This is a genomic window from Blautia sp. HCP28S3_G10, from assembly GCF_052065235.1.
Lineage (GTDB): Bacteria > Bacillota > Clostridia > Lachnospirales > Lachnospiraceae > Blautia_A.
Map to the genome: position 1 here is coordinate 16037 of NZ_JBQHUL010000019.1, position 26978 is coordinate 43014.

31 protein-coding genes and 6 pseudogenes are annotated in these 26978 nt (G+C 40.1%); 8 read left to right on the forward strand and 29 right to left on the reverse strand.

Annotation, left to right across the window (positions count from 1 at the left end; translation table 11 throughout):
* Window positions 1-34: 34 nt before the first annotated feature.
* Window positions 35-1015 carry a LacI family DNA-binding transcriptional regulator gene (locus ACTNB8_RS09185; protein WP_441054058.1) on the reverse strand — a complete coding sequence of 327 codons (981 nt, stop codon included), beginning with the start codon at window positions 1013-1015 and terminating at the stop codon, window positions 35-37.
* A gap of 253 nt (window positions 1016-1268) precedes the next feature.
* On the opposite strand from ACTNB8_RS09185, the gene ACTNB8_RS09190 reads away from it, so the two are divergent.
* The 4 genes from ACTNB8_RS09190 to ACTNB8_RS09205 all read left to right on the forward strand — a co-directional run bounded on the left by ACTNB8_RS09190 (window position 1269) and on the right by ACTNB8_RS09205 (window position 5868).
* On the forward strand, window positions 1269-1940 hold the full coding sequence (locus ACTNB8_RS09190; RefSeq protein ID WP_441054060.1) for a response regulator transcription factor: 672 nt from the start codon (window positions 1269-1271) through the stop codon (window positions 1938-1940).
* Window positions 1941-1983: 43 nt separating this feature from the next.
* Complete coding sequence (locus tag ACTNB8_RS09195) at window positions 1984-2967, forward strand: sensor histidine kinase (protein ID WP_441054062.1); 984 nt, start codon at window positions 1984-1986, stop codon at window positions 2965-2967.
* Window positions 2968-3074: 107 nt separating this feature from the next.
* On the forward strand, window positions 3075-3842 hold the full coding sequence (locus tag ACTNB8_RS09200; RefSeq protein ID WP_441054064.1) for an ABC transporter ATP-binding protein: 768 nt from the start codon (window positions 3075-3077) through the stop codon (window positions 3840-3842).
* Entirely contained in the window at window positions 3835-5868 is a 2034-nt protein-coding gene (locus ACTNB8_RS09205; RefSeq protein ID WP_441054066.1) for an FtsX-like permease family protein, read from the forward strand. The genes ACTNB8_RS09200 and ACTNB8_RS09205 overlap by 8 nt, the downstream gene beginning before the upstream one ends.
* Before the next feature lie 49 nt (window positions 5869-5917).
* Here the strand turns inward: ACTNB8_RS09205 and ACTNB8_RS09210 are convergent.
* From ACTNB8_RS09210 to ACTNB8_RS09230, 5 genes and pseudogenes are all read right to left on the reverse strand, one after another.
* A pseudogene (locus ACTNB8_RS09210) lies at window positions 5918-6157 on the reverse strand (hydrolase); the annotation flags it as partial.
* Window positions 6154-6813: a DUF3786 domain-containing protein gene (locus tag ACTNB8_RS09215; protein WP_441054068.1), complete on the reverse strand. Its 660-nt coding sequence runs from the start codon at window positions 6811-6813 to the stop codon at window positions 6154-6156. The gene ACTNB8_RS09215 and the pseudogene ACTNB8_RS09210, both read right to left, overlap by 4 nt.
* Window positions 6814-6887: 74 nt before the next feature.
* Window positions 6888-7733 (reverse strand): FKBP-type peptidyl-prolyl cis-trans isomerase, encoded by an 846-nt coding sequence (locus ACTNB8_RS09220; protein ID WP_441054070.1) that lies wholly within the window; start codon window positions 7731-7733, stop codon window positions 6888-6890.
* 133 nt (window positions 7734-7866) lie between these two features.
* On the reverse strand, window positions 7867-10476 hold the full coding sequence (recD2, locus tag ACTNB8_RS09225; protein WP_441054072.1) for an SF1B family DNA helicase RecD2: 2610 nt from the start codon (window positions 10474-10476) through the stop codon (window positions 7867-7869).
* Window positions 10477-10500: 24 nt separating this feature from the next.
* Entirely contained in the window at window positions 10501-11064 is a 564-nt protein-coding gene (locus tag ACTNB8_RS09230) for a hypothetical protein (protein WP_441054074.1), read from the reverse strand.
* A 425-nt stretch (window positions 11065-11489) separates the two neighbouring features.
* Between ACTNB8_RS09230 and ACTNB8_RS09235 the strand changes: the two genes are divergently transcribed.
* The gene (locus ACTNB8_RS09235) at window positions 11490-12269 is read left to right on the forward strand and encodes an alpha/beta hydrolase (protein WP_441054075.1); all 780 of its coding nucleotides are present in this window, start codon (window positions 11490-11492) and stop codon (window positions 12267-12269) included.
* Window positions 12270-12281: 12 nt separating this feature from the next.
* Here the strand turns inward: ACTNB8_RS09235 and ACTNB8_RS09240 are convergent, their stop codons facing one another.
* From ACTNB8_RS09240 to ACTNB8_RS09280, 9 genes and pseudogenes are all read right to left on the reverse strand, one after another.
* Entirely contained in the window at window positions 12282-12935 is a 654-nt protein-coding gene (locus tag ACTNB8_RS09240) for an HAD family hydrolase (RefSeq protein ID WP_441054077.1), read from the reverse strand.
* Window positions 12936-12953: 18 nt separating this feature from the next.
* Window positions 12954-13181, reverse strand: a pseudogene (locus tag ACTNB8_RS09245) (tyrosine-type recombinase/integrase); the annotation flags it as partial.
* Window positions 13123-13272, reverse strand: a complete 150-nt coding sequence (locus ACTNB8_RS09250; RefSeq protein ID WP_441054079.1) for a hypothetical protein — start codon at window positions 13270-13272, stop codon at window positions 13123-13125. The pseudogene ACTNB8_RS09245 and the gene ACTNB8_RS09250, both read right to left, overlap by 59 nt.
* A gap of 36 nt (window positions 13273-13308) precedes the next feature.
* Window positions 13309-13479: a hypothetical protein gene (locus tag ACTNB8_RS09255; RefSeq protein ID WP_165853800.1), complete on the reverse strand. Its 171-nt coding sequence runs from the start codon at window positions 13477-13479 to the stop codon at window positions 13309-13311.
* A gap of 90 nt (window positions 13480-13569) precedes the next feature.
* Window positions 13570-13779, reverse strand: a complete 210-nt coding sequence (locus ACTNB8_RS09260) for a DUF6462 family protein (protein WP_441054081.1) — start codon at window positions 13777-13779, stop codon at window positions 13570-13572.
* A gap of 86 nt (window positions 13780-13865) precedes the next feature.
* Window positions 13866-14204 (reverse strand): type II toxin-antitoxin system RelE/ParE family toxin, encoded by a 339-nt coding sequence (locus tag ACTNB8_RS09265; protein WP_026649467.1) that lies wholly within the window; start codon window positions 14202-14204, stop codon window positions 13866-13868.
* On the reverse strand, window positions 14201-14509 hold the full coding sequence (locus ACTNB8_RS09270) for a type II toxin-antitoxin system RelB/DinJ family antitoxin (protein WP_441054141.1): 309 nt from the start codon (window positions 14507-14509) through the stop codon (window positions 14201-14203). Before ACTNB8_RS09270 ends, ACTNB8_RS09265 begins: the two co-directional genes overlap by 4 nt.
* A gap of 75 nt (window positions 14510-14584) precedes the next feature.
* Window positions 14585-14758 (reverse strand): annotated as a pseudogene (locus ACTNB8_RS09275) (TnpV protein); the annotation flags it as partial.
* A 170-nt stretch (window positions 14759-14928) separates the two neighbouring features.
* Window positions 14929-15435 (reverse strand): annotated as a pseudogene (locus ACTNB8_RS09280) (lysine--tRNA ligase); the annotation flags it as partial.
* A gap of 516 nt (window positions 15436-15951) precedes the next feature.
* On the opposite strand from ACTNB8_RS09280, the gene tnpA reads away from it, so the two are divergent.
* Window positions 15952-16362 carry an IS200/IS605 family transposase gene (tnpA, locus tag ACTNB8_RS09285; protein WP_441054083.1) on the forward strand — a complete coding sequence of 137 codons (411 nt, stop codon included), beginning with the start codon at window positions 15952-15954 and terminating at the stop codon, window positions 16360-16362.
* A gap of 55 nt (window positions 16363-16417) precedes the next feature.
* A complete protein-coding gene (locus ACTNB8_RS09290; protein ID WP_441054085.1) occupies window positions 16418-17674 on the forward strand; it encodes an RNA-guided endonuclease InsQ/TnpB family protein in 1257 nt (418 codons plus the stop codon).
* An 81-nt stretch (window positions 17675-17755) separates the two neighbouring features.
* Here ACTNB8_RS09290 and ACTNB8_RS09295 read toward each other — a convergent pair whose 3' ends face one another.
* The 7 genes and pseudogenes from ACTNB8_RS09295 to ACTNB8_RS09325 all read right to left on the reverse strand — a co-directional run bounded on the left by ACTNB8_RS09295 (window position 17756) and on the right by ACTNB8_RS09325 (window position 20739).
* Entirely contained in the window at window positions 17756-17926 is a 171-nt protein-coding gene (locus tag ACTNB8_RS09295; RefSeq protein WP_441054087.1) for a hypothetical protein, read from the reverse strand.
* Complete coding sequence (locus tag ACTNB8_RS09300) at window positions 17913-18089, reverse strand: hypothetical protein (RefSeq protein ID WP_155512658.1); 177 nt, start codon at window positions 18087-18089, stop codon at window positions 17913-17915. Before ACTNB8_RS09300 ends, ACTNB8_RS09295 begins: the two co-directional genes overlap by 14 nt.
* A gap of 216 nt (window positions 18090-18305) precedes the next feature.
* The gene (locus ACTNB8_RS09305; protein ID WP_441054089.1) at window positions 18306-18470 is read right to left on the reverse strand and encodes a tyrosine-type recombinase/integrase; all 165 of its coding nucleotides are present in this window, start codon (window positions 18468-18470) and stop codon (window positions 18306-18308) included.
* A gap of 34 nt (window positions 18471-18504) precedes the next feature.
* Window positions 18505-18819, reverse strand: coding sequence for a zinc-ribbon domain-containing protein (locus ACTNB8_RS09310; RefSeq protein WP_441054091.1), 315 nt, complete (start codon window positions 18817-18819; stop codon window positions 18505-18507).
* Between the two features lie 179 nt (window positions 18820-18998).
* Window positions 18999-19403, reverse strand: a pseudogene (locus ACTNB8_RS09315) (sugar O-acetyltransferase); the annotation flags it as partial.
* A gap of 53 nt (window positions 19404-19456) precedes the next feature.
* Window positions 19457-20437 carry a sugar isomerase gene (locus ACTNB8_RS09320; RefSeq protein ID WP_441054093.1) on the reverse strand — a complete coding sequence of 327 codons (981 nt, stop codon included), beginning with the start codon at window positions 20435-20437 and terminating at the stop codon, window positions 19457-19459.
* Between the two features lie 77 nt (window positions 20438-20514).
* The gene (locus ACTNB8_RS09325; RefSeq protein ID WP_441054095.1) at window positions 20515-20739 is read right to left on the reverse strand and encodes a hypothetical protein; all 225 of its coding nucleotides are present in this window, start codon (window positions 20737-20739) and stop codon (window positions 20515-20517) included.
* A gap of 274 nt (window positions 20740-21013) precedes the next feature.
* On the opposite strand from ACTNB8_RS09325, the gene ACTNB8_RS09330 reads away from it, so the two are divergent.
* On the forward strand, window positions 21014-21730 hold the full coding sequence (locus ACTNB8_RS09330) for a GntR family transcriptional regulator (RefSeq protein WP_441054097.1): 717 nt from the start codon (window positions 21014-21016) through the stop codon (window positions 21728-21730).
* A 94-nt stretch (window positions 21731-21824) separates the two neighbouring features.
* On the opposite strand, the pseudogene ACTNB8_RS09335 reads toward ACTNB8_RS09330, so the two are convergent.
* The 7 genes and pseudogenes from ACTNB8_RS09335 to ACTNB8_RS09365 form a co-directional block, all read right to left on the reverse strand.
* A pseudogene (locus ACTNB8_RS09335) lies at window positions 21825-22292 on the reverse strand (lysine--tRNA ligase); the annotation flags it as partial.
* Window positions 22293-22462: 170 nt separating this feature from the next.
* Window positions 22463-23698: a tyrosine-type recombinase/integrase gene (locus ACTNB8_RS09340; RefSeq protein WP_441054098.1), complete on the reverse strand. Its 1236-nt coding sequence runs from the start codon at window positions 23696-23698 to the stop codon at window positions 22463-22465.
* 36 nt (window positions 23699-23734) lie between these two features.
* Complete coding sequence (locus tag ACTNB8_RS09345; RefSeq protein WP_441054100.1) at window positions 23735-23905, reverse strand: hypothetical protein; 171 nt, start codon at window positions 23903-23905, stop codon at window positions 23735-23737.
* 93 nt (window positions 23906-23998) lie between these two features.
* Window positions 23999-24208 carry a DUF6462 family protein gene (locus ACTNB8_RS09350; protein WP_005609464.1) on the reverse strand — a complete coding sequence of 70 codons (210 nt, stop codon included), beginning with the start codon at window positions 24206-24208 and terminating at the stop codon, window positions 23999-24001.
* An 86-nt stretch (window positions 24209-24294) separates the two neighbouring features.
* Complete coding sequence (locus ACTNB8_RS09355) at window positions 24295-24633, reverse strand: type II toxin-antitoxin system RelE/ParE family toxin (RefSeq protein ID WP_441054102.1); 339 nt, start codon at window positions 24631-24633, stop codon at window positions 24295-24297.
* Entirely contained in the window at window positions 24630-24938 is a 309-nt protein-coding gene (locus ACTNB8_RS09360; protein WP_005339370.1) for a type II toxin-antitoxin system RelB/DinJ family antitoxin, read from the reverse strand. Before ACTNB8_RS09360 ends, ACTNB8_RS09355 begins: the two co-directional genes overlap by 4 nt.
* Window positions 24939-25095: 157 nt before the next feature.
* Complete coding sequence (locus ACTNB8_RS09365; protein WP_441054104.1) at window positions 25096-26970, reverse strand: AAA family ATPase; 1875 nt, start codon at window positions 26968-26970, stop codon at window positions 25096-25098.
* Window positions 26971-26978 lie beyond the last annotated feature (8 nt).

Consider the following 26978-nt stretch of genomic DNA (forward strand, 5'->3'; position numbering starts at 1 on the left):
ACATATGAAATCAATCACATATCCGGCATTCTTTTTATCTGTGAGAATCTCTTTCTACCAGCTCACAGCTCATCTTTATTTCTTTATGTATTCCTTTTTCACTGTCAATAAGATCTGTCAGCATGGAGGCAGCCTCCATTCCACTGGTCTTATAATAAAAGTGTACTGTCGTTAGTTTCGGATCTATAAGCTTCCCCAGTGCTCCATCGCCAATTCCCGCTACCTGCACATCTTCCGGGATCCGAAGACCTTTTTCCTTTATACAGGTTATCGCACCAATCGCCATGGTATCTGTTGCACAGAGCAGGGAATCTATCTCCGAATCTGTTTCAAAAAGTTCGCATGCTTTCTCATATCCGGAATCCATGGTAAAATTGCCCTCTTTTATCTTGTCATCAGAGATGCTGATCTTATTTTTGTGAAGAACAGTCATAAAACCTTTTTTACGCTGCTGTCCAACCGCCTCATCACGGTCTGTCACACCAATATAGGCAAAGTTTCTTCCTTTTTCTGCCAGTTTTTCTGTCACAAGAACTGACGCTCTGTAATCATCCTGATAAATACAGGGATATCCCTCCAGGTGCTGTCCCAGAATTACGATCGGTACTTTATAATCTTTCAGCATCTGTTTATGTTTTCTTGTAAACATAGTGGCAATAAAAATAACGCCATCTACCTGTCGTTCCTTAAACAACGACAGATATTTCAATTCCTCTTCCAGATTATTATTCGTATTTGCAAGAATCAGCTGATAGCCTCTTGCAGTCAGCACATCACTGATCCCCGCTACTTCTCTGCTGATAGTATCAGAATTGATCTTCGGCAAGATCACTCCTACAAGGCTGGTTTTCTTTGTACGTAATGTCTGGGCCTGAGCCGATGGCTGGTAGCCTGTCTCTTCGATCACTTTACGAATAACTTCTTTTTTCTCTTCGCTTACATATCCGTTATTCAGATATCTCGACACTGTAGCCCGGGAAACCCCTGCCAGCCTGGCAATCTCGTTAATATTCATAAAATGTACCTCTCTCCACAACTCGTCCGTAAAATTTATCTGTTACTGTTCACAGGTAATATTTATCTTCTTTCCACATTATACACAAAAAATCCCCAGTTGAAAATGGGGCAACTGGGGTTAGGTCATTACCATGCTGGTCTTCCGGTCTCAATTAAACTTCCCATCTCACTCAATCCATGCTATGATAACCATAACATTGAACCGGCAGGGATTAATCTTTACCTCCTGTCCGGATTCCGGGGAGGCATTTATGTATCGGATTTATATTGTAGAAGATGATGAAACTATCGCCAATCTGCTTCAGAAAAACTTAAATTCCTGGGGTTATGATGTTTTCTGTGCAGAAGATTTTTCCAGTATTTTGCAGGAATTTGTGCGCCGGGAGCCCCAGCTCGTGCTTCTCGACCTGAAGCTGCCTTACTATAACGGTTTTCACTGGTGCGAGGAAATCCGCCGGATTTCCCAGGTTCCTGTTATCTTTATATCTTCCGCTTCTGACAATATGAATATCGTCATGGCAATGAGCCGCGGTGCAGATGATTTTATCGCAAAGCCTTTTGATACAGATGTACTGATTGCCAAGATCCAGGCACTTCTCCGTCGAACATATTCCTTTGGAAATCCGGGAAGCCTTCTGGAACATAAAGGCGCTGTACTGAACCCTTCCAAAGGCGTCCTCACATGGGAAAATACAGATATCGAACTGACCAAAAACGAACAGAGAATCCTCGAAATTCTCTTCGAACATGCCGGCAAAACAGTCTCAAGAGATGCCATTATGACACGTTTATGGGAAAGCGACAGCTTTGTGGATGACAATACCCTCACCGTAAACATCACCCGACTCAGAAAAAAACTCGATGCAGCCGGACTTCACGACTTTATTATTACCCGTAAAGGACTTGGCTATATAATACAGTGAATAGAATAACTGCCATGTTCACTGTGCTGATAAGAGGTTTTTTATGAACATACTTTTTGCTTATCTGAAAAAAAGCAGGCTTTATCTGATGTCCATGCTTCTGCCTGCAATCATCACCGGAGTAATTTTTTATCTGTATCACCTGCCCGCAGAACCAGCAATCTATGTAACAGTATTGTGGATTTTTTCCAGTTCCATGGCACTTTTATATGGCTATTGGGGCTATAGAAAAAAATACCGGCAGCTTCTTATTGTAAAAAATGCTCCCGAACTAAATCTTGACCGGCTGGATATTCCTTCCGACGCAGTTGAACAGCTTTATCAGGAAATTTCCCTGACTTTAAACACAATGCGAATGGATCTGGAAACAAATATCCAGAAATCAACAGAAGAAATGAACGATTACTACACAATGTGGGCTCATCAGATCAAAACTCCGATTTTTGCTCTCCGTCTGCTCCTGAAAGAAACTCCTGAGCAGAACAAAGCTGCGCTCACAGAATTGTTTAAAGTAGAAGAATATGTTGAAATGGTTCTCGGCTACCTGCGTACAGAAAATATTTCCTCGGACCTTACACTTTCAAAATATTCCCTGGACAAAATCATCCGGGATCAGATCCACCGATATGCAGGGATTTTTGTTTCCAAAAAACTGTCTCTTGATTACAACGGCACCTCAGAAACCATCCTTACTGATGAAAAATGGCTTGGTTTTGTCATCGGTCAGATTCTTTCAAACAGCCTGAAATATACGAAAGAAGGCGGACTCAAAATATATGTTCAGAACAACACTCTTTTTATAGAAGATACTGGTATCGGCATCCGCCCTGAAGATCTGCCCAGGGTATTTGAAAAGGGCTATACAGGTATCAATGGACGCACAGACAGACACTCCACAGGCATCGGTCTGTACCTCAGCAAAAAAATCCTCAACAGGCTCGGACATGATATTTCCATAGAATCACATGAAGGAAAAGGCACCTGCGTCCTTATTCATTTTCCACAGGACAACCTTACTTTATACTGACCTTACAGAAATGTAAGGTTTTTTCCTGTTTTGTAACCTGGTTCGATGGCTGAATGCATCAGATTTTTTTATACTTATTTCATCAACAACAGGAAAGGAGCCTTAACATGGCATTACTTGAAGTATCAAATGTAAAAAAAATATACAGCACCCGTTTTGGTGGAAACAAAGTACAGGCATTATCCAATGTGACTTTTTCTGTAGAAGAAGGCGAATTTGTAGCAATTATGGGCGAATCTGGTTCCGGCAAAACAACTCTTCTTAATATTCTTGCTTCTCTTGACTGTCCTACCTCAGGTGAAGTTCTTCTTGAAGGAAAAAATATCGTACACCTGACAGAAAAAGAAATCTCTGCTTTCAGACGGCAGAATTTGGGCTTCGTTTTTCAGGATTTCAACCTTCTTGACACTTTCAGTCTCAGAGATAATATTTTTCTACCTCTAGTACTCACAGGCGAAGACTACAGAGAAATGGAGCAGAAACTCCGCCCTATAGCACAAGCCTTAAAAATCACTCAGTTCCTGGATAAATTTCCCTATGAGGTATCCGGTGGTCAGAAACAACGTGCCGCTGTAGCAAGAGCACTTATTACCAGCCCCAAACTTATTCTTGCTGATGAACCGACAGGTGCACTTGATTCCAGAGCAGCTTCTGCACTTCTTACAATGTTTGGCGAAATCAACAAAGAAGGCCAGACAATTCTGATGGTAACACACAGTGCTCAGGCAGCAAGTCATGCCTCCCGCGTACTTTTTATCAAAGACGGCGAGGTTTTTCACCAGATTTACAAAGGTTCAAAAAATAATCAGGAAATGTATCAGATGATCTCTGATACTCTCACAATACTAACGACAGGTGGTGATCTTCATGCATAAAGGACTGTTCACCAGACTCGCCCTGCAGAATATCCGCAACAACAAAAGGACCTATATCCCTTATATAATCACCTGCGTCTTCTGCATCGCCATGATGTACATGATGGAATTCCTGCGCGACTGTCCAAATCTTGCTCAGGCAGTTCCACAGGTTTCTGAGGTACGGATGCTTCTGACTACAGGTGAAATTGTCGTAATTATTTTCTGCTGCATTTTTCTGATTTACAGCAACAGTTTTCTTATGAAAAGGCGTCAGAAAGAAATCGGTCTCTACAATATTTTAGGACTTGAGAAAAGACACGTTGGAAAAATTCTGTTTCTGGAAACAGTAATCACCGCATTTCTTTCAATCGTTGCAGGAATTGCTTTTGGCATTCTTGGAAGTAAACTTTCACTGCTTTTGCTTCTCAGAATTTTGCATGTTCCATCTATTCTCGGCTTTTATATTTCCCTTCAGGGAATACTTGTCTGCCTTATCATGTTCGGGATTATTTTTCTTATAATTCTGCTTCAGAACATGGCAAGAGTGAAGATGAATCAGCCAATTGAACTATTACGTGGAAATAACACCGGCGAACGTGAACCTAAAGCTAAATGGTTAATAGCTTTGCTTGGTTTTATCTGTCTCGGAACCGGGTATTACATCGCTGTAACCACAGAATCCCCGTTACAGGCTATTACTCTTTTTCTGGTTGCTGTACTGCTTGTTATGGCAGGAACTTATCTGCTGTTCACCGCAGGCAGTATCGTTATCCTGAAACTTATGCGCCGCAGAAAAAGTTTCTATTACAGGACCAGTAATTTCATCAGTATTTCCGGTATGCTTTACCGAATGAAACAAAATGCTGTAGGTCTCTCCAGCATCTGTATCCTCAGTACCGGTGTCCTTCTCATGATTTCCATGAGCAGCTCCCTGTACGCAGGTATGAATGATATTATGGTAAACCGCTATCCATACGAAGTAGATATGGATATTGCCGGAATCAGTCAGGAAGAAGCTTCCGCAACTCAAAAAACATTTGAACAGGTTATTGACGAACGCCAGATACCCGTTGACAGTATGACTGAGGAAATCTATCTGTTCCTTGCCGGCGTACAAAGTAATTACAACATTACTCTGGATGATATAGCCTATATCACCACTACAGGAAAAGAACTGCAAAAAGCTGTCAGTATTTATGTTATCCGCCAGTCAGACTATGCAGTCCTCACCGGCACTGACCCCAACTTATCTGACGGCTCTGTCTGGGCATGGTTCCCTGGTGCAGAAAGTAAAAAATCTCTGAAAATAAATGATACGGAATTTTCTGTCAACAAATGGCTGAAGGATTTTCCATTGAACATGAATTACGATATGATCATTGACTCTGCATCTTTTGTAGTTACAGATAATGATTTCGCCAAACTGGATCAGATGCGTTCCGAAGCATATAAAAATGTGTCTGCCTATCCTGCCGGTCAGGATCTATCGTTACATCTCGGACTGAACATTGACGGCTCCAAACAGGATCAGATTCTCCTTGGAACGCCTGTACTCAAAGCTATCAAAAATCTTAAAACCAGTGGACAGTTAAATGAATCTTCCAACATCACCTGTGGAATCCGCCAGCAGGAATATGAATCCTATTACGCAGACAACGGAACTCTGCTTTTTATCGGAATTTTTCTTGGGTCACTGTTTCTTCTCGGAACTGCAATGATTATTTATTACAAACAGATATCCGAAGGCTATGAAGACCAGGGACGATTTGAGATCATGCAAAAAGTAGGCATGAGCCATAAAGAAGTAAAGAGCTCCATCCAGCGTCAGATCCTGATGGTATTTTTCCTGCCTCTTCTGATAGCTATGGTCCATATTTCCATGGCATTTCCACTGATTCGGAGAATTCTTCTCCTCTTCGGTATGAACAATACGGACTTATTCATAAAATGCACTGCCATAACTGTCCTGATATTCGCAGTTGTCTATGGAGTTATTTACTCAATAACTGCAAAATCCTATTACCGGATTGTGGAAAGGAAATAATCTTATGTTGAAATGAGGGAATCCGCTGAATGGATTCCCTCGCTTTTTATCAGTTATTCTGTTCTGCTTCCATCTCTGCATTTATAGTGTCTTCACTTGCCGCCATTGCCTCCAGCGTCATTGTCAGAAGTTTCTGAAGCTCCCAGCCAAGCTGGTCTGTGCCACGCTAGATTACTTCTCTGGAACATCCTGCTGCAAAACCCTTGCTCTTATATTTTTTCTTAAGGGATTTCAGTTCCATGTCCTTTGTGCTTCTGGACGGACGCATCAGCGCAGCCGCCCAGATTAATTCCTGTCAGGTGAATTAATTTTTTCAAACAAATCCGCTATCACACATCCCGTGGTTTCAAAATGAACATAATCCGTTACTTTCTTGTCAAAAAGCACCTGTACCTGTGCCGGAAAATCTTCATCTGCATCCCAGAAGATTATCTGTACCTCCATAAAAGGAAAAGCGGCAAACTGAAATGCCACATCTCCCTTATCAAATTCTTTTCCTCCGGCATTTATACATGCCTGCTTTAATCCGGCACAATTACCGGACCATTTTCGGGCAAAAGGTGTCAGCAGCGGATCCGGCATATTTCTGTTTCTTGTCACCCTTTCATCTAACGTTGCATTTGGAACCCAGATTCCCGCTTTTCCCGGATTGTCTTTTGTGTATTTCAGCAGATGATAAATTACCATGCACTCATTAAAGTAGAGATTGTCCTGCCACTGTCCGTCTTTATCCTGTTTTGACAGTTTTCCTTCTTTTATTTCCAACCTGTACAGTACATCAAAATATGTAATGTAAAGATATTCCTCATCGTATTTCAGCTTCAGGATCCGGCTGATACGCTCCGGCTTAAAACCTGTAAATTCCTGTGTCCACTGTTCATATAACGCTTCACACTCTGCAAAAAGTACTCCTATATTCTGAAATGCATGAAAATTTACGCTCATATCATCAGTCCACCCCTTCTATCAAAAAACAAAACACTCCCCGAACTATACCGGGAAGTGCCTGTTTATATGTTTTATTTTACCTCAACCAGTTCAATTCTGAAGTTCAGTTCTTTTCCTGCCATCTCATGGTTTGCATCAAATGTAATTGTTTTTTCTTCTTTTGCAAGAACTTTCACTGGGAACGGCTGTCCATACTGGTTGGACAGATACACCTTTTGTCCGACTGTCAGGTCTTCGGAACCTGGAAGCTGTGCGATTTCAAGTGTAAAAACAGCATTCGGATCTGGCAGTCCATATGCTTCTTCAGGTGACAGATGTACATCAACGATCTGACCAACTTCCATATCTGCAACTGCTGCATCAAATCCTTTGATCATCTGACCTGCTCCGCAGACAAATTCCAGCGGTTCTCCACGGTCATATGAAGAATCAAACTGTGTTCCGTCATTAAATGTTCCTCTGTAATGTGTACGACAGGTTTTGCCTACATTACGGCCTTTTAAGGTACTCTGGGAACCACAGCCGCCGCCACAGCTGCCGCCGCAGGAATGTCCTTCTTCTCCGCAGGAATGTCCTTCTTCATGGTGATGATGGTCGCATGTTGTTCCTGCTGAAACCAGTTCTCCATTAAGGTAAGCTTCTACTGCTTTATCTGTATCTCCCTGTGCTCCTGAACACAGTTCAATTCCGGCATCAGCAAGGGCAGTCTGTGCACCGCCTCCGATTCCGCCACAGATCAGTACCTCAATTCCCTGATTTGCAAGAAGTCCTGCCAGTGCACCATGTCCTGTACCATTGGAACTGATCACTTCGCTGGAAACAACTTTGTTGTCTTCTACTTCATAAACCTTGAATGATTCTGTTTTTCCAAAATGCTGAAAAACATTTCCGTTATCATAAGTTACTGCAATTTTCATATAAAAATCCTCCATTAATCACAAATATATGTCTATTAAGTATAGACTGTCATACCGGTAAATGCAAGCATCCACCCAAAATCTCTCCTCTATTATCTGTTTTCAGGTTACTGTGAACAGTTACGTTTTCAGATCATATTTGTCTTTCAATCCATTTCATGATTACATCTACGATATATTTTTGTTCTATTTCTGTCAGTTCACGGCCCTTGGGAATGTGATGCCATTTTTCCAGGCATCCTCTGCAGCATGTTGCAGTCGCATGCTGTGCCACAAAAACCGGATGTCCACGCATAGGTGTTTGCTTTCCGTCATTCCGTGGTTCTGCAGGGGCAAGCCTTTTTCTGATAAAATCCTGTGCATGGCTCCGTACAGTATCTATTCCTTTTTCTGCTATGTAATTTCGGTCATTTGCCTTCAGTGAAAAACTGCTCCTGAACTTTGACTGTGACAGTCTTTTCCACAAATTTCCCTCATAAATTTCAGGAGTTTCCGTAACTATTGATGGCTGAATCCCACTTTTATACGTAATTTTTTGTACTGTTTCTTTCTGCTTCTGTGCTTCCGACTCTCTGGATTCTCTGCTTCCTGGTTTCAATCTTTGTACAAGTCCTGTATTCCTGCATGTAGTCGTCTCATTTTTTATTGCATAATATACTGCTCTTTTTTCACCCACCAGTACAAGAATTTTTTTGGCTCTTGTTACCCCGGTATAAAGAAGATTTCTCTGAAGCATCACAAAATGGCTCATAGTAAATGGCATAACAACAATTGGATACTCACTTCCCTGTGATTTATGTATTGTTACCGCATATGCCAGAGATAATTCATCCAGTTCTGTCACATCATAAACCACATCCCTGTTATCAAACCGGACTTTCAATTCTCTTTCTTCCATGTCCACTCTTGTAATTGTCCCAATATCTCCATTAAAAACTTCCTTATCATAATCATTCCGTATCTGCATTACTTTATCATTTAACCGATATTGCGTACCACCTCTTTTCAGAAATATTTTTGATGGATTTATGGCCTCCTGCAATACCTGATTCAAATTAACAGCTCCACATTCTCCTCTCTGCATCGGTGTCAGTACCTGAATATCCTGCAAAGGATCTACATGATAATATCTTGGAAGATTAGTTTTGCAGTACTGGACAACGGTATCTACAACTTCCTGATTTGTCTGTTTTGTGGCAAAGAAAAAATCCGAGTCTTTTCCGCCCCTCATATCAATATTTTCACCTTTATTGATTCGATGAGCATTCATAATGATTCTGCTTCCCTGTGCCTGCCGAAAAATTCTTGTAAGTCTTACTACAGGAACTCTGCCGGAATCTATAACATCTCTGAGTACATTTCCTGCACCTACACTCGGAAGCTGGTCAATATCTCCTACCAGAATCAATGACATATGTTCCGGCAGAGCTTTAAGAAGATTGTACATCAGCATTACATCAATCATGGAACACTCATCTAAGATCAGTACATCTCCTTCCAATGGTTTTTCTTCATTTTTCTGATATCCTTCCGGTGGTTTATATTCCAATAGACGATGGATTGTTTTTGCCTCCATACCTGTTGCTTCTGACATTCGTTTCGCTGCTCTTCCTGTCGGTGCTGCCAGAATAATTCTACATCCCGCCTGTTTATATGCGGCAATAATTCCAAGCGTAGTTGTCGTCTTTCCTGTTCCCGGTCCGCCCGTAAGAACCATTACTTTTGAAGAAATTGCTATCTTTACCGCTTCCAGCTGAATATCATCATATATGATTGAAGACTGTGAAACTACTTTCTGTAGTATTTCTTCCGGATCTGCTTTACGTCCCTGCCCACAGGATATAAGCCGTATCAGCCTTTTGGCGCAGCCACTTTCTGCGAAATAATAAGGTGGTAAATATATTGCCGTCTGACTGTTTTTTTCCGATATAATAATTTCCTGATCCTGAATCACATCATTCGTGCGAAGCATCTCATCCAATGTAATTTCCAGCTCCGGTTCTTCCACTTCCAGAAGTTCCTGTGCTTTCGCTATCAGCTGATCTCTTGTTGCAAAGCAATGTCCATCTTCTGCAAGCCTGTTCAGTGTGTAAAAAATCCCGCTGCGCAATCGGACAAATTTACCTTTATCAATTCCCATCTTCTGTGCAATCGCATCTGCTGTCTTGAATCCGATTCCCCATATATCTTCTGCAAGCCGATATGGATTTTCTTTTACAATGGCTATACTTTCACTTCCATAAGTTTTAAATATCTTTGTTGCATGAGAAGTACTGACATCATTACTCTGCAAAAACAGCATGATATTTTTGATCTCTTTCTGTTCCTGCCAGCTGATTTTTATCCGGTCTACCCGGACCTTTCCAATACCAGATACTTTCAGCAGTTCCTCTGGTGTATCTTCAATAACATCCAGAGTATCTTTTCCAAATTTCTCCACAATCCGTTTTGCAAACTTCGGTCCTACTCCCTTTACCAGTCCGGAGCCCAGATATTTTTCGATTCCATAAACAGTTGCCGGAAGCGTTTCTTCAAATTTTATTACAGAAAACTGACGCCCATACTTTGCATCCATTTTCCACATTCCCTCCAGCGACAAAACCGATCCCACATGCGTATCCGGCATAGTACCTACCACAGTAACCAGATCACTGTAATTTTTGACTGCACATTTCAACACCGTATAACCGTTTTCAGCATTCTGATATGTAATTCTCTCCACTACGCAACGTAGATTTTCCATACAAAAAGATCCTTTCACCCGGAATCATTCTTTTGTGCAACAGTGTAAAACTTCTCCTGAATATTCTTCATAAACCGCCAGATATTCATCTTCCACTTCTTTAAAGCTTCTGACTGTGTAGTCCAGGTTGATATGTAATTCCGGTGCCTTTTCAGATTGTTTTTCACCAAGAAGTTTCTCCAGATCATACCAGAGAAGTGCATTGTCTATCTCTTTCAACTGTTTCTGTTCTTCTTCTGTCAGATCAGATCCAAGAAATTTCTCATAGATTATCTTTAACAATCTGTCTTCATGTTCCTGATATTCCGGAAGTTCTTTCTTGAAAGGACTCGGCACATCTGACATATAACATTCACTGGCATCATGAAGTAGACACGTAAGAACCATACGATCTGATAATCCCCTGGCTGCTGCTTCTCTGGCACAGCAGATACAATGTTCTCCCACTGACCAGAAAGTTTTTACATGTCCGTTTCCACGGCATATCATTGAAAGCGCATGTGCAATATCTTCGATACGAATTTTCTCCGGATTCGGATTCAGCGGTTCAAAATGTAGTCCTGTATATGTTGTAATATGTTCACTCATTTTCAGTCACTTTCTGACATCATCATCTGATATCTGTCATTCATTAATTTCCATCATTATACAATTATTATAAATATGTTTTCTGATATTGTACATATTATTTATTTGCATATTGAGTTGCTGTTGCTGTGAACAGGTAATATCCCGCGAGGTGTTTTGCCATGAATATGGCAAAATTCCGAGACATACGGGGCAAAATGCCATCACCGAAGGTGATCTGGAATGCATTTTGACCAAGTTACTGCGAACGGAGTGAACAGTAACAGTTGCTGTTGCTGTGAACAGAGTGAATACGCTGTTACTTGTAATTTCTCTGCTTCTGTCTTGAACAGATTTTTATACCATGATAAAATATTAAAATCAAGCGGATTTTTACAGACTTATCTTTAACAGAAATATTAAAAATTTAGATGGGATTGATTAAAATGAAAACATATGAAGAATTACTTTCAGATATAGAAGATGATATGGAACTCATGGGAGCTTCACATATAGTTTATCTTATGAAAGAAAATGGTCTTATCACTGACTATGACTACCTTCCATCAGATTCCTATACAATTTCCATGACTTTAAAAGATCTCCAGGAAAATCTCCGTCAGAAAATACTGTTTGACAAAGCTGCCAGTCATTCTGCAGATTCTGACAAAACTAAACCGAAACTGGCTGTTGTTTTCCCGGGTATCGGATACACAGCAGACAAACCGCTCCTGTACTACACCATTCGTCTTGCAAAACACTGTGGATATCAGATCCAGACTGTATCCTATCATTCTCTCCCGGAAAATGTAAAAGGTAATCCGGGAAAAATGAAACAGGCTTTTGATATTGCTTTCAAGCAAACAGAAGAGTATCTGCAGAATGTTGACTGGACTTCCTATGGGGAGATTCTGTTTATTTCCAAAAGTGTCGGTACTGTTATATCCTCAGCTTATACTGCCAAACACAACCTGACCGTAAAAAATATTCTTTTTACTCCTCTGACGGAAACATTTAAGTTCCCACAGATCGGCAGCATCGCTTTTCACGGTACTACAGATCCATGGGCTCAGACGAACTCTGTCAAATCACTGGCTGCCGAAAAAGAAGTGCCCCTTTTTCTTACCCCAAATGCCAATCATTCCCTGGAAACCGGTGATGTAAAGACGGATCTTTCCATACTCAGAACTACAATGGAACGCGTTGAACAGTTCATAAAAGGATGAAATATAATAATCTTATACTCCCTGTATCTTTTTCCATTTTTCTTCAAAAAGAGCATAACTCTTCCACAAAACATCTGCTCCTGTGATATCTTGTTGCACTTCAGCTCCTTTATAACCTATCACGTAGGCTCCTGCTGCTTTTCCTGCCTGGATTCCGGAAGGAGAATCTTCTATAATCACTGTCTCTTCCGGCATGACTTCCAGATACTCCATTGCTTTCCTGTAACCCTCTGGGCTGGGTTTCTTCTTTGTTACCATATCCCCACAGATGAGAACCTCCGGAAAGCCCATAAGTTTCATCCGATTTAACGCTGTTACAATAAGTCTGGTACTGGTAGATGATACAATACCTATTTTATACCCTGACTTTTTCAACCATACAAGAAATTCTACCAGTCCGGTCATAGGCTTCAGATCCTGACTGTTCTCGTATACATTACCCAGTGCTCTTCTTTCTTCCAGAAATTCCTCCACTGTTTTACAGATTCCATTTTTTTCAAGCAATTTTCTGGTTGGTTCCTTTCCATCTGTTCCTATATATGAAATTTTTTCCTCCATACTCAAAACTGCACCATACTTTAAAAACTGCTTCTCAATATAAGCAATTGACTTCATTTCCGTGTCTGCGATCACACCATCAAAATCAAATAATACTGCCTTCTTCATTTTTTCCTCTTTTCGTGATTATTTATATTCCATACAGAGTTTATAGTTCCTGGCACCAAGAGTGTTCTGCTCCATGATACGTCCTATTTTTACCTGATGTCCTTTTGATTCTGCATAGATATCCATAGTGCTCTGAATATCCTTATGCCCCATGATCGACTGGATTATTTTCAGGTTCGTTTCTCTTTCACAAAGCCTTGTGCAAAATGTGTGTCTCAAGCTGTGCGCTGAAAAATCCGGCAACATAAATATCCAGACCGTCCATCTGATCTTTCATGAGCTGTGCTTCACCTTTCCGCAGGACTCTGCCCCGCAGATCTTTTCTTGTCTGTGCCATATAAAATTCTCCTTCAAATAAAGGAAGGACTACATATTATTCAGGTCTGTTCAATACTTTTTCCAGTCCCTGCAAGACAACTTCTGTCACAGTCATTTTGTGTTTCCTGGCATAATCACAGATACACTTATACATAGAATCTTCCACCCGGATACTCAACACTTTCTTTTTTACATTTTCCGACTTTGGTCTTCCTATTTTCGCCATATCTGTTCTTATTCCTCCACATTCACATTATAATTTTCGTATGACAAGAAATCAATCCCTATTTTTCGTCCTTCCACGATTTTCTGTTTCCTACGCAATCCGAAATGTCTCCAGATATTTCTCAAAAATCTCACAATTTACAAAAGCAACCTTGTCAGTCTTATACACTGCTTTGGCTTCTTTCGCCAACTCCTGGAATTTCGTCAGTCCAATGCTGTAAAGCTCTGCCCCTTCTTGATAGCGAACAAATTTCTTTGCTAATTTCTTTGTTTTCTCTACATCTTTACGTGCATATCCCATACACGGTACCTCCTTTTTTGCATGAAAAAAGCAGCTAACCTATTTTTCATAGACTAACTGCTCGTGTTTTTGTTCCATATTCTGTTTTAATTTACTGAAACGTCTTCTGTTTGACTTAACTGTTTATGAACATCACGTCCACCATACATAATTCGCACTACATATACTATTTCAGTTTCATCATCTGTTTTGTAAAATACCAGATAATTACCCACCGGAAAGAATCGAAGTCCTCTGCTGTGCCACGGTTCTTCCTCATAAAGCCGATTTCTGTTCGGCATAGTATCCAGCTTCCGAATTGCCGTCATAATCCGCTCTGTCTGTCCTGCAGCATTCTCCGGGGCTAACAGTTCCTCTGAAATATATCTGAAAATATTTCGCAGATCTTTCTTTGCTCCTGCTGTATACATCACTTTATATTTCATATACCAAATTCCTGTTTCATTTCTGCTTCAACTTCATCTGCTGAATACACTCTGCCAGCCTTAATATCTTCCATGCCTTTTTCTATTTCTGCATTGAACTGTTCCTTTGTCAGAGAGCCATATGCCACAGGCTCCTCATAAGCTGGAAGTTTCATCTCAAAAGGAATTCCTCTCTGGAGTACAATCTGTCTCAGAAACATTCCTACTGCATTGGACATTGGAATTCCAAGTCGCTCAAGCACCTGCTCTGCCTGTTCTTTTACTTCAGGCTCAACACGTGCAAATACATTTGCTGTTCTTGCCATAGATATCGCCTCCTCTTTTTTCTTCATTATATCTTGTTTGATTGCAAGTTGCAAGCGATTCGCAATCTGTTTTCGTAATTTCATACACCGGCAGACGGCAGGTGGCAGATCCCGTACTTTTAATTCCTCTGTAACACTCTCTGCACTTCGCATTTTTGCCTCAACCAATTCATACCGTTCCTGTGCCTGTTCATTCAGATCTGCCAGGTAACTGTCCAGTTTTCCAGTCAACAAAAGATAAGAATACATGATGCTTTCCTCCAAAATTAGATTCACTGTTTTACAGAAGTTGACTGCCGGGATATATTTTTTAGTACGAAAAAAAGCACCTCTCAGATTAACTCTAAGAAGTGCTCTTGTTGTCAAATTGTTGTCAACTACGGTCTGACATCATGGTTTTAGAGATTTTATATTTAATTTTAGTACAGCTTTGCACCTGCCGGAATATGGTTATCAACCATCAGAAGATGCAGTTCTTCACCCTCTGAATCCTTCAGGTTATTCACTGCTGAAAGCAGCATACCGCAAGACTCGATTCCCATCATCTTTCTTGGCGGAAGGTTGGTGATTGCGATCAGTGTCTTACCAACTAATTCTTCCGGCTCATAGTAAGAGTGGATTCCGCTTAAGATCGTGCGGTCTGTACCTGTTCCGTCATCCAGTGTGAACTGAAGGAGCTTCTTGCTCTTCGGAACTGCTACACACTCTTTAACCTTTACGGCACGGAAATCAGATTTGCTGAATGTATCGAAATCAACCTCTTCTTCAAATAAAGGCTCAACCTTTACGTTGGAGAAGTCAATCTTCGCGTTGTCTTTGAAGAATCCTTTGTTGTCGTTTGCAGTTGCTTCTTCTACTGCTCCGGATTTTCCTGCTTTTTTGTCAGAGTCAAGACTCTTCATTGTTGGGATTGTCAGAACATCTCTTTATATATCCCTGCTATATCCTACAAATGCCTGTTTTTCTGTACTTTTAAGATTTGGCTGGGCTGTGCAAATCTTTATATCTCTACGATATTTTTTACAGATTGGTACAAAATTGGTACATGATTGGTACAAAAATCAGAACCTCATATTCAGTAACAATGGTTTTGCATTCACCAGCATATGTAAGACTCTCAGCACGTATACTGTTCTAACTCTTTCATCTATAAAGAAATATATCTTATAGTTTTTATAATAGCACTTCCGGATTTCTCGCACCGCTAATTCTTCATCCTCATCCAATTCATGCTGTTTAGGACGATAAGCGGGAATCCTTGGCAATTCAATTACCGAGATGAAAGCGTAGAATTGTGCATATCTGCACATTGAAATAATATAATAATCCCTTTTCCCCCTTTGATATTAAGCTTGATATTAATGCCGTAACCGGCATACAATTAATCGAAAATATGTTCGATTTTTATTGTGCATTTCCACTCATTATGTTATACTATATGTATGAAAGAAAATCTAATACATTATAGAACTTGTGTATGTAATATTAACTACCATATGGTATGGTCGGTGAAATACCGACGGAAAATATTAAAACCAGAAATTGAGGAATACCTTCAGGAACTGGTGCAGCAGATTGCTGAGGACAAGGGCTTTGCCGTTCATTTATTTGAATGTGGTGAAGGTGACTATGTCCATTGTTTTGTATCAGCTCCACCAAAGCTGTCTATAACAGAAATTGTCAAATATCTGAAGGGGATCACCGGCAGAAAATTATTCAAACGTTTTCCGGAAATAAGAAACCAGCTATGGAAGGGAGAGCTGTGGAACCATTCCTATTATGTGGAGACAATCGGATCTGTATCTGAAGAAAATATCCGCCGTTATATTGAACATCAGAGCAAATCGTATTAAATCAGGGTGGAGTGTAAAGATCCATCTGTATAGCTGTCTGAAGGAGGAGAGAGGAATGCGGCTGTCACACAGAGCATCGTTAAAGATCTGTCCGGAATATTCTAACATTATAGGGCATATGTGTTATGCGGCTTCCAAACTCTGGAATGTCTGCAACTATGAACGCCATCATTATAAAGAACTGGGACTGGAAAAGTATCCTGACTGGTATTATCAGAAAAAAGCACATAAAGGAGATCTGTGGTACAGACAGCTGCCGGCACAGACAGCGCAGGAGACCTGCAAGCAGCTGGATAAAGCATGGAAATCTTTTTATGTCCTGAAAAAGACCGGAGGGATCAAAGAGCCAAATCCGCCCCGTTTTAAACAGGACAATATACCGGTCACATACATGCAGATGGGGATCCGGCATGAGAAAGGCTCAGACCAGCTGCGTCTGTCTCTGCCAAAAGATCTGAAAAGCTATATGGAAGAAACCTATGGAATCCATGAAGAATTTCTATATCTTGAAAATAAGATTTTCAGGAACATGGATCGTATAAAACAGCTGCGGATCTATCCACCAAAAAACGGAAAGTGCGACCTTATTGTCATTTATGAGATTGAAGAGCCGGAACAGCTTTCTCAGAATGGACATTATTTATCTATTGATCCTGGACTCCATAATCTGATGACCTGTTATGATTCCGGAAATGGCAGGACTTTTATCCTAGGAAGGAAATACCTTTCATTGGAAAGATATTTTCATAAAGAGATCGCCAGAGCGCAGTCCTTATGGTATGCACAGCAGTCGGAAAAAGGAATAAAATATCCAAAATCATCGAAACATATTCGGAGACTTTACAGGAAAAAGCAGAATGCAGTGAAGGATTATCTTCACAAAGTGACCAGATGGATTGCAGAATACTGTAAAAAAGAAGATATCCGCTGTGTGGTTGTGGGAGACATCCGAAACATCCGTAAAGAGAAAGATATGGGGCATAAGACCAACCAGAAGTTTCACGGACTGCCATATAACAAGCTGTATATCATACTGGAATATAAGCTGAAACTGTATGGGATACAATTGATAAAGCAGGAAGAAAGCTATACCAGCCAGTGCAACCCGTTATCACCAGAAGTATCAAAAAGATATGCAGAAGCATCAAATCGAAAAGAACGGGGTATATATATAACTGATGGAGTAAGATTTAACGCCGATGCAGTCGGCGCATTTAATATCCTGCGGAAATATCTTTCCCTATCCGGAAAACAGAAGGAACTGTCCGTAACCGGACTGAAAACTCCAGAAATAATAAAAGTAGCTGCATAGCCGAAAGGCAAGCAGTATTGGTGTTATGGACGCACCCTGAAAAAAGGCGGTATCCCGCCAGATTTCAGATGCTCTGGTAACTCAGTTGCCGAGTAGTTCACGCATAAACTCAAGTTTGGCAATGGTGTTACGAAAACCCATTGCCAATTCTAACGCTGTTTCAGGTGCTTTTTTCTCGAACGCAATATAATCCGTATTATTCATGATATCTTCCTCTGCCATAGGAAGCATCATAACTTTATACATTTGCATTCCTGTACCTGCTTTCTAATTCTGCAAAAAACTCTTTGTAATCTCTTCCTTTTCCTTTTTCAATATCATGGTAACTGTCCATTACCATCTTACGGACATCCTTTTGGTTCTCTTCCATTGCATCTATAAAATCTGATTTTCTCACTGTTGCTGTTGCTCCCATCGACACTTCCTCCTTTCAAATTATCCAATGTTTCATTCACTTGTTATAATCTATAGCTCCATAGCTTATCTTTTGTTTCCTTTACATTTATTATAATCTTACTACCACTGCTTATGCAATAAGATTTTTTCGACAAAACAGGAAGAGAATCATGCCTCCTCTTCCTGTCTGTTTTTCCACTCCTGCTTCTTTTCTTTCAGTTTTTTCTGGAAATCATCAAACTCTGTCTGTTTTAATTACGGTCGTATATATATCAAGTGTCACATCACTTCTACTATGACCACACAGGTTCTGGATCACTTTAATATTTACTCCTGCTTCTACCAAGCGTGTTGTAAACGTATGTCTGAGTGAGTGGCAGGAAGAATTCGGAAGTAACACCGGATTCTTTTTTTCTTTCAGGAGCTGTTTGTCATTACAGTCTCTTATAATACGCCGTAACCTGAGTTGGAAGTAACGGATAATTTCTGTCCGACCACTCGGCAGCTATATCCGGCAGAAGCGTTGCAAGGTTATTAAATCCTGCCAACACTTTATTATGAGAGCAATACGGGCAACCCGTTTTATTTATTGTCCTGCTCTTAACGACAGCTTCCCACTCGTGACCTTTCTCACATCTCCAAATCACTTTCTTATGAGAACCAATAGAAACCTCTGTCGGTTTTATCTTATTCTTTTTCGACCACTCCGAAACAAGCTCCGGGTGTACTTCTGGTGAACTGTTACTCATATCAAAACCTCCACTTCCTCTGTGCTTAGAGTATATGAAGTTTTATCTTTATCTTGAAGTTTGCGAATATCCGTATAAATAGAAAAAGCCCTTTAAGAAAAGGATTTTCTCCTCTCTCAAAGGGCAAGTTGACAAACTTGAATTTATTGGCGTGACAATGCAAAATATAGCATCCGCCTTTACTTGTTTTCTTTGATCACTCTGCAGGGATTTCCAACTGCAATTACATTGTCTGGAATGTCTTTCGTTACAACACTGCCAGCTCCGATTACGACATTATTTCCAATCGTAACGCCAGGCAGAATAATAGCGCCACCACCAATCCAGACATTGTCGCCGATAATAACAGGTGCCGTTCTAGTTTTACAAAGCTCAAATGAGCCATCCTCTTTCGGCTCACCGAAACGCTCCACCGCATTTATCGGATGAAATGCTGTATAAATCTGCACATTTGGTGCAATCAAGGCATTATCCCCGATACGAATTATATTGCCATCCAAAAAAGTGCACTTCATATTTACTTCGCAGTTATTTCCGAAATAAATATTGTTTCCATAATCCACATAGAACGGAACAGTAATCCACTCGAAAAGATTAAAGTCAAGTTTTTGAGTTGATTTCTTTTATTTTAATATTTTTAGTATTCTACTTTCCACATGTATCTACGTGTTGTGTAATCAGTTCCTGTTGCTTTTGATAATGCTTTCATATATACATTATTTAAAATTGGTGTGAAAAGAAGGTGATTGAAGTATTCTGAAACAGAATCTTTCAGATTATTTAATCCTAATTCTTTTGCATCTAATATGTATACTTTATCTCCAGCATATTTGTTCATAAATGTAATCGCTCTCTCATCTGCTTTTCTTGTTCTTCCATCAGCCACAAGGAGGAAAAACGGCTCATTTTTGTCTGTAATCTCAAAAGGACCATGGAAGAAATCACAGCTGTTAAATGTTGGAGACTGAATCTGAAGCATTTCAAGGATATTACATGTTGAGAAAATATGTCCAGATCCATATGCCGGACCACTTGCAAGTACAGTGATGCATTTTTCATCTTTCATCTGTTCTGCCCATTTTTCAGCCAATGGTCTGCAGTATTCACGAGCTTTCACATATGCTGGCTGAACTTTTGTGAATGCATCCATAGCATCTGCATAATTGTCATATCCTTCTACAATATCTACAATTGCCATCGCCATGCGAAGTGCATTTCCTGCATTGGTTTTGCTCTGATCTTTATCATCTTCCCAGATGCTTCCATACTGAACATTGTAATCACACACTTTTGTAAGTTCAGACTCATCCACATACTGGCTAATTGTAACTGCTCCAAGCTGTTTTGCAATTTTTGCAGCTTCGATTGTTTCTTTTGTACCTCTCATAGAAGTAAGAACAACTATTGTATTTTTGCCTACACATTTTGGTGCTGCATATACAAATTCACTGCTTGTGATCTGCTGAGAACGTACAGCTGTAGATTCGCGATCCATAAAGTACTGTGCCGCATAATGTCCATCATGAGATCCTCCAGCTGCAACCCATACAACACTCCTAAGACCTCCGTCTCGTTCCATATCTTTAATTACTTTTTCAATAAGTTCTCTGATTTCCATTTTATTCTTCTCCTTTTCTAATTGTTCTAACTTTTTGATTGCTACTGCAACCGCATCATGATTGTTATCTGTCAAATTTATATTGCCAATTTATAGTGCCTGACATCAATGTGCCACAGATCCGCAATTACGATCAACTCATCTTCCGGCTGAAGTGCTGTAAGTTTCTTTTCAATCTCCACTTTGATGTCATATTGTCCATCCGTATATGCACACACTACATCCACACACTCCTGTTCACCCAGGATTAATTCCAATGATGACTTCATTCCCTGGACCAGATACGCATGGGATGTTAACAAAAACTTTCTCCTCCTATTCGTTGACATCTCCACTCGTATCGTGACATCTGCATACATCTTGTTTCTAAACAAATCATAACATTGATTTTGTACTCTTGTAAACCCATATTTTTTATTTTGTGAATACATCACAATACAACACAGTTCATTTTATGCATTTTTTATCAGAATATACGTTTTTCGAAAACACATCTGCATACATCTTGATTTGCAATTTTTATTTGCTATAATATACATATAAACTTATTATTTATAAGTCGGAGGTATGTTTATTATGGAACAACTCAACACATCTATTAGTAAAACTTTATACGATCAGCTGGCCGATCAGATACGTTATGATATATATGAAGGAAAATTCAAACAAGGAGAGAAAATCCCTTCCGAATTCGAATTGAGCGATATGTACAAAGTAAGTCGAAGTACTGTAAGAAAAGCTATTTCTATACTTGTCCAGGAAAGTCTGCTCGAAAAAGCACATGGAAAGGGAACTTTTGTATCCTCAGCAACAACCAGACAGAACAATTCTTCCTTCTTAAGTTTTACCGATAACGTTCGATTGATGGGGCAAACACTCACCACAAAGACCATACTTGTGTCACATGAAATGCCAACAAAAGGGCAACAACATTTTTTTAATTTAAGTGGAAATAAATCTCTTTTAAAAATTGAAAGATTAAGATATGTAGACAATATCGCGATTTGTATGGAAACCACCTGGTTCACTACTGCTTTTGATTCTCTTCAGACAAAAAATCTGAATGGTTCACTTTATGCGATTTTACAAAATGAATATAACATCCGCCCATTAACAGGTAGCAAGACCATCGAACTGTGCTATGCTTCCTCAGAAGAATCAGAACTCTTAGATGTTACAAGAGGTTCTGCTTTGATGTTAATTGAAGACAAGGTATATGACAGCACTGGAAACCCATTACATATTTCAAAACAAGTGGTAAGAGGCGATAAATTCAAATATGCCTTGAAATAATCTAAACACTATTCCAACATTTTGTCATAAATTTCAATCAAAAAAAGCACTTCTCAGATTAACTCTAAGAAGTGCTCTTATTTTATATTTAATTTTAGTACAGCTTCGCACCTGCCGGGATTCTGTTATCAACCATCAGAAGATGAAGTTTTTCTTCGCCCTCTTCCTCATGGATTGCACTGAGCAGCATTCCACAAGATTCAATTCCCATCATGGCTCTCGGTGGCAGGTTGGTGATCGCAATTAAGGTCTTTCCAACCAGTTCTTCCGGCTCGTAATAAGCGTGAATACCGCTTAAAATCGTACGATCTGTGCCTGTTCCGTCATCCAGAGTGAACTGTAACAGCTTCTTGGATTTCTTAACAGCTTCACAAGCTTTTACTTTTACAGCTCTGAAATCAGACTTGCTGAAAGTATCGAAATCAACAAATTCTTCAAATAAAGGCTCAACCTTTACCTTGGAGAAGTCGATAACTTCTTCTTTCTCCGGTGCTGCTGTGGAAGTGCTGTTTTCTGACTTCGCAGCTTTCTTGTCAGCGTCCAGTGACTTCATTGTCGGGAATTTTTTTGATTTTTCTTCATTACCCTTCGTGATGCTTCGCTGAGCTATTCCTATTAAATTGTCTTCTCTTCATCACCATTCATGATGAATCATTGTCAAATCATATCTGTTGTCAATTTGATGTCATTTGGTTATTTCTGTTGTCAGATGAAAGGGTTCATAAGCCCTTCTTAAAATATATCCATTGTTGCAGCCAAATGTTCAAATGTTTCCTGTTTCTTCTCCTCTGTCGCTTCTGCATAGATATCCATAGTGGTCTGAATATCCTTATGCCCCATGATCGACTGGATTATTTTCAGGTTCGTTTCTCTTTCACAAAGCCTTGTGCAAAATGTGTGTCTCAAACTGTGCGCTGAAAAATCCGGCAACAGCACCGGCTCCCGATGCTCTTTTTTTGCCTCTATTTCTTCTGTTGCATTATAAGCAGATGAGATTCTCTTGATTGCCCGATTGACTGACTGGGCATTCATTATATTTCCATAACGGTTACAGAAAACAAAGCCTGTCATTCCATCAATCTCTGCATCTGTCCAGCCATTTTCTTTCTGCTCTTCCCAGATCATTTCAAAAGCATCTTTCACTGTATCCAACATGGGAATCGTACGCATTCCGGCTTCAGTTTTCGGCGTTGAAATGTGATTTTCCGATGCCCGGTCTTCTCCTACTGGATAATACGTCAGATTATGATTGATGCTGATAATTCGCTTCTCATAATTGATGTCTTCCCATCGAAGCCCTAAAACTTCGCCGATTCGGCACCCGGTTCCAAGAAAAATCGTAAAAATCGGCCACCAGTGAAAATAAATCGGATGCGTAGCAATATATTCCATGAATGCTCTCTGCTGTGGAATAGTCAGTGCATGTCTCACACCGGTTTTCATGCCTAAGTTTTTCTTTAATTCTGCCATGACTCCATCCGTAGGATTTTTTCTGATAATGTCATCCCTTACAGCCAGTTGAAAAGTCGGATGCAATAACGTGTGAATGGTTTCCAACGTGTTGATTTTCAGTTCCTGCTTCTCAATCAGGTGATTATAGAACTGCACCACATCAGAATACTTAATCTCTGCTATATTCCGCTTTCCAAATGTCTCCCGGATAAATCGGTCATACATATAAAGATAATTGCTCTTGGTCGTTGGTTTCAGATTGTTTTTGAGACTCATGTAACGGTCAAATACAAAATTTATTGTAGCCTTTCCGGCAACATAAATATCCAGACCGTCCATCTGATCTTTCATGAGCTGTGCTTCTTTTTCCCGAAGCGTTACAAGGTCTTGTGCATAAACATATTTACGTCTTCCGAGAGGATCCGTATAAGTATATACATATCTCCCATCTGAACGTCTCTGTGATTCACCTTTCCGCAGGACTCTGCCCCGCAGATCTTTTCTTGTCTGTGCCATATAAAATCCTCCTTTAAATAAAGGAAGGACTACATATTATTCAGGTCTGTTCAATACTTTTTCCAGTCCCTGCAAGACAACTTCTGTCACAGTCATTTTGTGTTTCCTGGCATAATCACAGATACACTTATACATAGAATCTTCCACCCGGATACTCAACACTTTCTTTTTTATATTTTCCGACTTCGGTCTTCCTATTTTCGCCATATCTGTTCTTATTCCTCCACATCCATATTATAATTTTCGTATGACAAGAAGTCAATCCCTATTTTTCGTCCTTCCACGATTTTCTTCTGTTCCCTACGCAATCCGAAATGTCTCCAGATATTTTTCAAAAATCTCACAGTTTACAAGAGCAACCTTGTCAATCTTATACACTGCTTTAGCTTCTTTCGCCAACTCCTGGAATTTCGTCAGTCCAATGCTATAAAGCTCTGCCCCTTCTTGATAGCGTACAAATTTCTTTGCTATTTTCTTTGTTTTCTCTACATCTTTACGTGCATATCCCATACACGGCTCCTCCTTTTTTGCATGAAAAAAGCAGCTAACCTATTTTTCATAGACTAACTGCTCGTGTTTTAGTTCCATATTCTGTTTTAATTTACTGAAACGTCTTCTGTTTGACTTAACTGTTTATGAACATCACGTCCACCATACATAATTCGCACTACATATACCGTTTCAGTTTCATCATCTGTTTTGTAAAATACCAGATAATTATCCACCGGAAAGAATCGAAGTCCTCTGCTGTGCCACGGTTCTTCCTCATAGAGCCGATTTCTGTTCGGCATAGTATCCAGCTTCCGAATTGCCGTCATAATGCGCTCTGTCTGTCCTGCAGCATTCTCTGAAGCTAACAGTTCCTCTGAAATATATCTGAAAATATTTCGCAGATCTTTCTTTGCTCCTGCTGTATACATCACTTTATATTTCATATACCAAATTCCTGTTTCATTTCTGCTTCAACTTCATCTGCTGAATACACTCTGCCAGCCTTAATATCTTCCATGCCTTTTTCTATTTCTGCATTGAACTGTTCCTTTGTCAGAGAGCCATATGCCACAGGCTCCTCATAAGCTGGAAGTTTCATCTCAAAAGGAATTCCTCTCTGGAGTACAATCTGTCTCAGAAACATTCCTACCGCATTGGACATTGGAATTCCAAGTCGATCAAGCACCTGCTCTGCCTGTTCTTTCACTTCAGGTTCGACACGTGCAAATACATTTGCTGTTCTTGCCATAGATATCGCCTCCTCTTTTTTCTTCATTATATCTTGTTTGATTGCAAGTTGCAAGCGATTCGCAATCTGTTTTCGTAATTTCATACACTGGCAGACGGCAGGTGGCAGATAAGGTATCTATAAAAATCTATATTTTCTTCAATGACTCTACCACCCATCATTCTTTTAATCGAATACTATTCTCCTGCTTTTCATTTACTTGGTACTCCAACTCATTCTTCATCCGTCTTCTCACATCACGCATTGTTCGCCCGGATATTCCCTGTTCCTTTGCTTTTTCATCTAATTCCCTGATTGAAATTTCTTTTTTATCAGCAAGAAGTTCCCTGATTAACTTTGCCCCTCTCTCCAGCTTTGTTTCTGTTGCTTTTCCTTCTTTTCCATCTAACAATTCATCTGCGGAAATCTCATAGGCTCCCACCCATCGAAAACCTTCTTCGTCTCCCAGTTTAAATGCCATTGTCTCCCCCGGTGGTGCAAGAGAACTTTTTTCATGAATCAATACCCTCGTGGTTGGATCTTTTCTTACTTTTCCAATGAACATCAAGCTTCGCACTGCTGCCATAATATCAATAGAACCAAGTCCCCGATACGTGCTCTGTGTCCCGGAAGATTTATTCAGATGTCCGATCAGCACAATGGCACATCCGGTCTTCTCTGCAATCATTCCCAGTTTTCGGAACACCGGACGTACTTCATTTGCCCGGTTCATATCCACATCTGCTCCAATAAATGCCTGTACCGGATCAATAATTACAAGTCTCACCTGATTCTGTCTGACTGCTTTTTCAATTCGATCATCAGATAAGGTTAATGCTTCTTCCGTATCATCAATTACCATAACCCGGCTCAAATCTGCTCCTGCCTCCACCAGTCTAGGCTTGATAGTATCACCCATGCCATCCTCTGCTGTCTGATAAATTACATTGAACGGCTCAATATCTTCCATGTTGGGAAACAACTTTCGATTGGTACAGGCTGCCGTCAGCATCATTGCAAAATAAGTTTTTCCCTCTCCCGGATTACCCTGAATAATTGTCAGTTTTCCAAATGGAATATAAGGAAACCACAACCACTCCACACTGGTCTGCTCAATATCTTCATAACATAACATCGGCACCAGTTCTTCTGCTTCTGGTACTTTAATTGTGATTGTTTCTGCGATTGCTTTCTTTCTGTCAGCATTTTTATCACAGAGGATTTCATTCCAATCTTTTCGTGACGGTTTCAGACGAATTACACTGTATCCTTCTAAGATTTCCCCTGCCAGTTTCTCACAGGCTTCATTCCCTGCCTGGTCATTATCCAGACACAGAAAAACAGAAGTAATCTGAGGGCGTTCAGAAAGAAAAGCCGTCAGTGCCATACTGGAGACACCACCCAGACTCAGGTAGCTGCGTTTCTTCCAGTCTTTTGGAAATAATTGGATAAAAGAAATCAGGTCAATGGCTGCTTCAAACACAAACAACTGATTATCTGTTCCTCTGTGGCAAAATCCAAAAGATTTATCAGAACCAGCTACATCTCCACGATATTTCGTTTCACCAGTTCCACGGCAATGTGCATATCTTGGAATACCATCTGCATCTCTGCCAACAAATATAACATTATGGTGTTTCTTTTCTTCGTAAATATCTCCTCTGACAATCCATTCCATCACAAAATTTTTCTCAAGCCCTCTGCTTTCTGTCAGATACTTTACGATCATTTCATTATCTTCATTTTTCTCTGGTAATTGGAAGTCTTTGGACGGGGCGGGGCAGGACTTCTGCCTGCCTTCGCCTTCTTCCCCGATCAGCATTTTCACTGCTTCCGGGAATGTTGCATAATAAAATTCCATCACAAAATCTACCGGATAACCTCCCTTACTCTGACTATGCCGATACCATCGGTTTTCGGATACCGTTACACTGTCATGCTTTTTCCAACGATATTCTCTGCCACTTTTCACCAACTGTTCTCCCTGTGCCTTCAGAAAAGAAACAAGATCAGTCTGGTTGGCTCTTGCAATCTGTTCTTCTGTATACTGCATTTTCATCA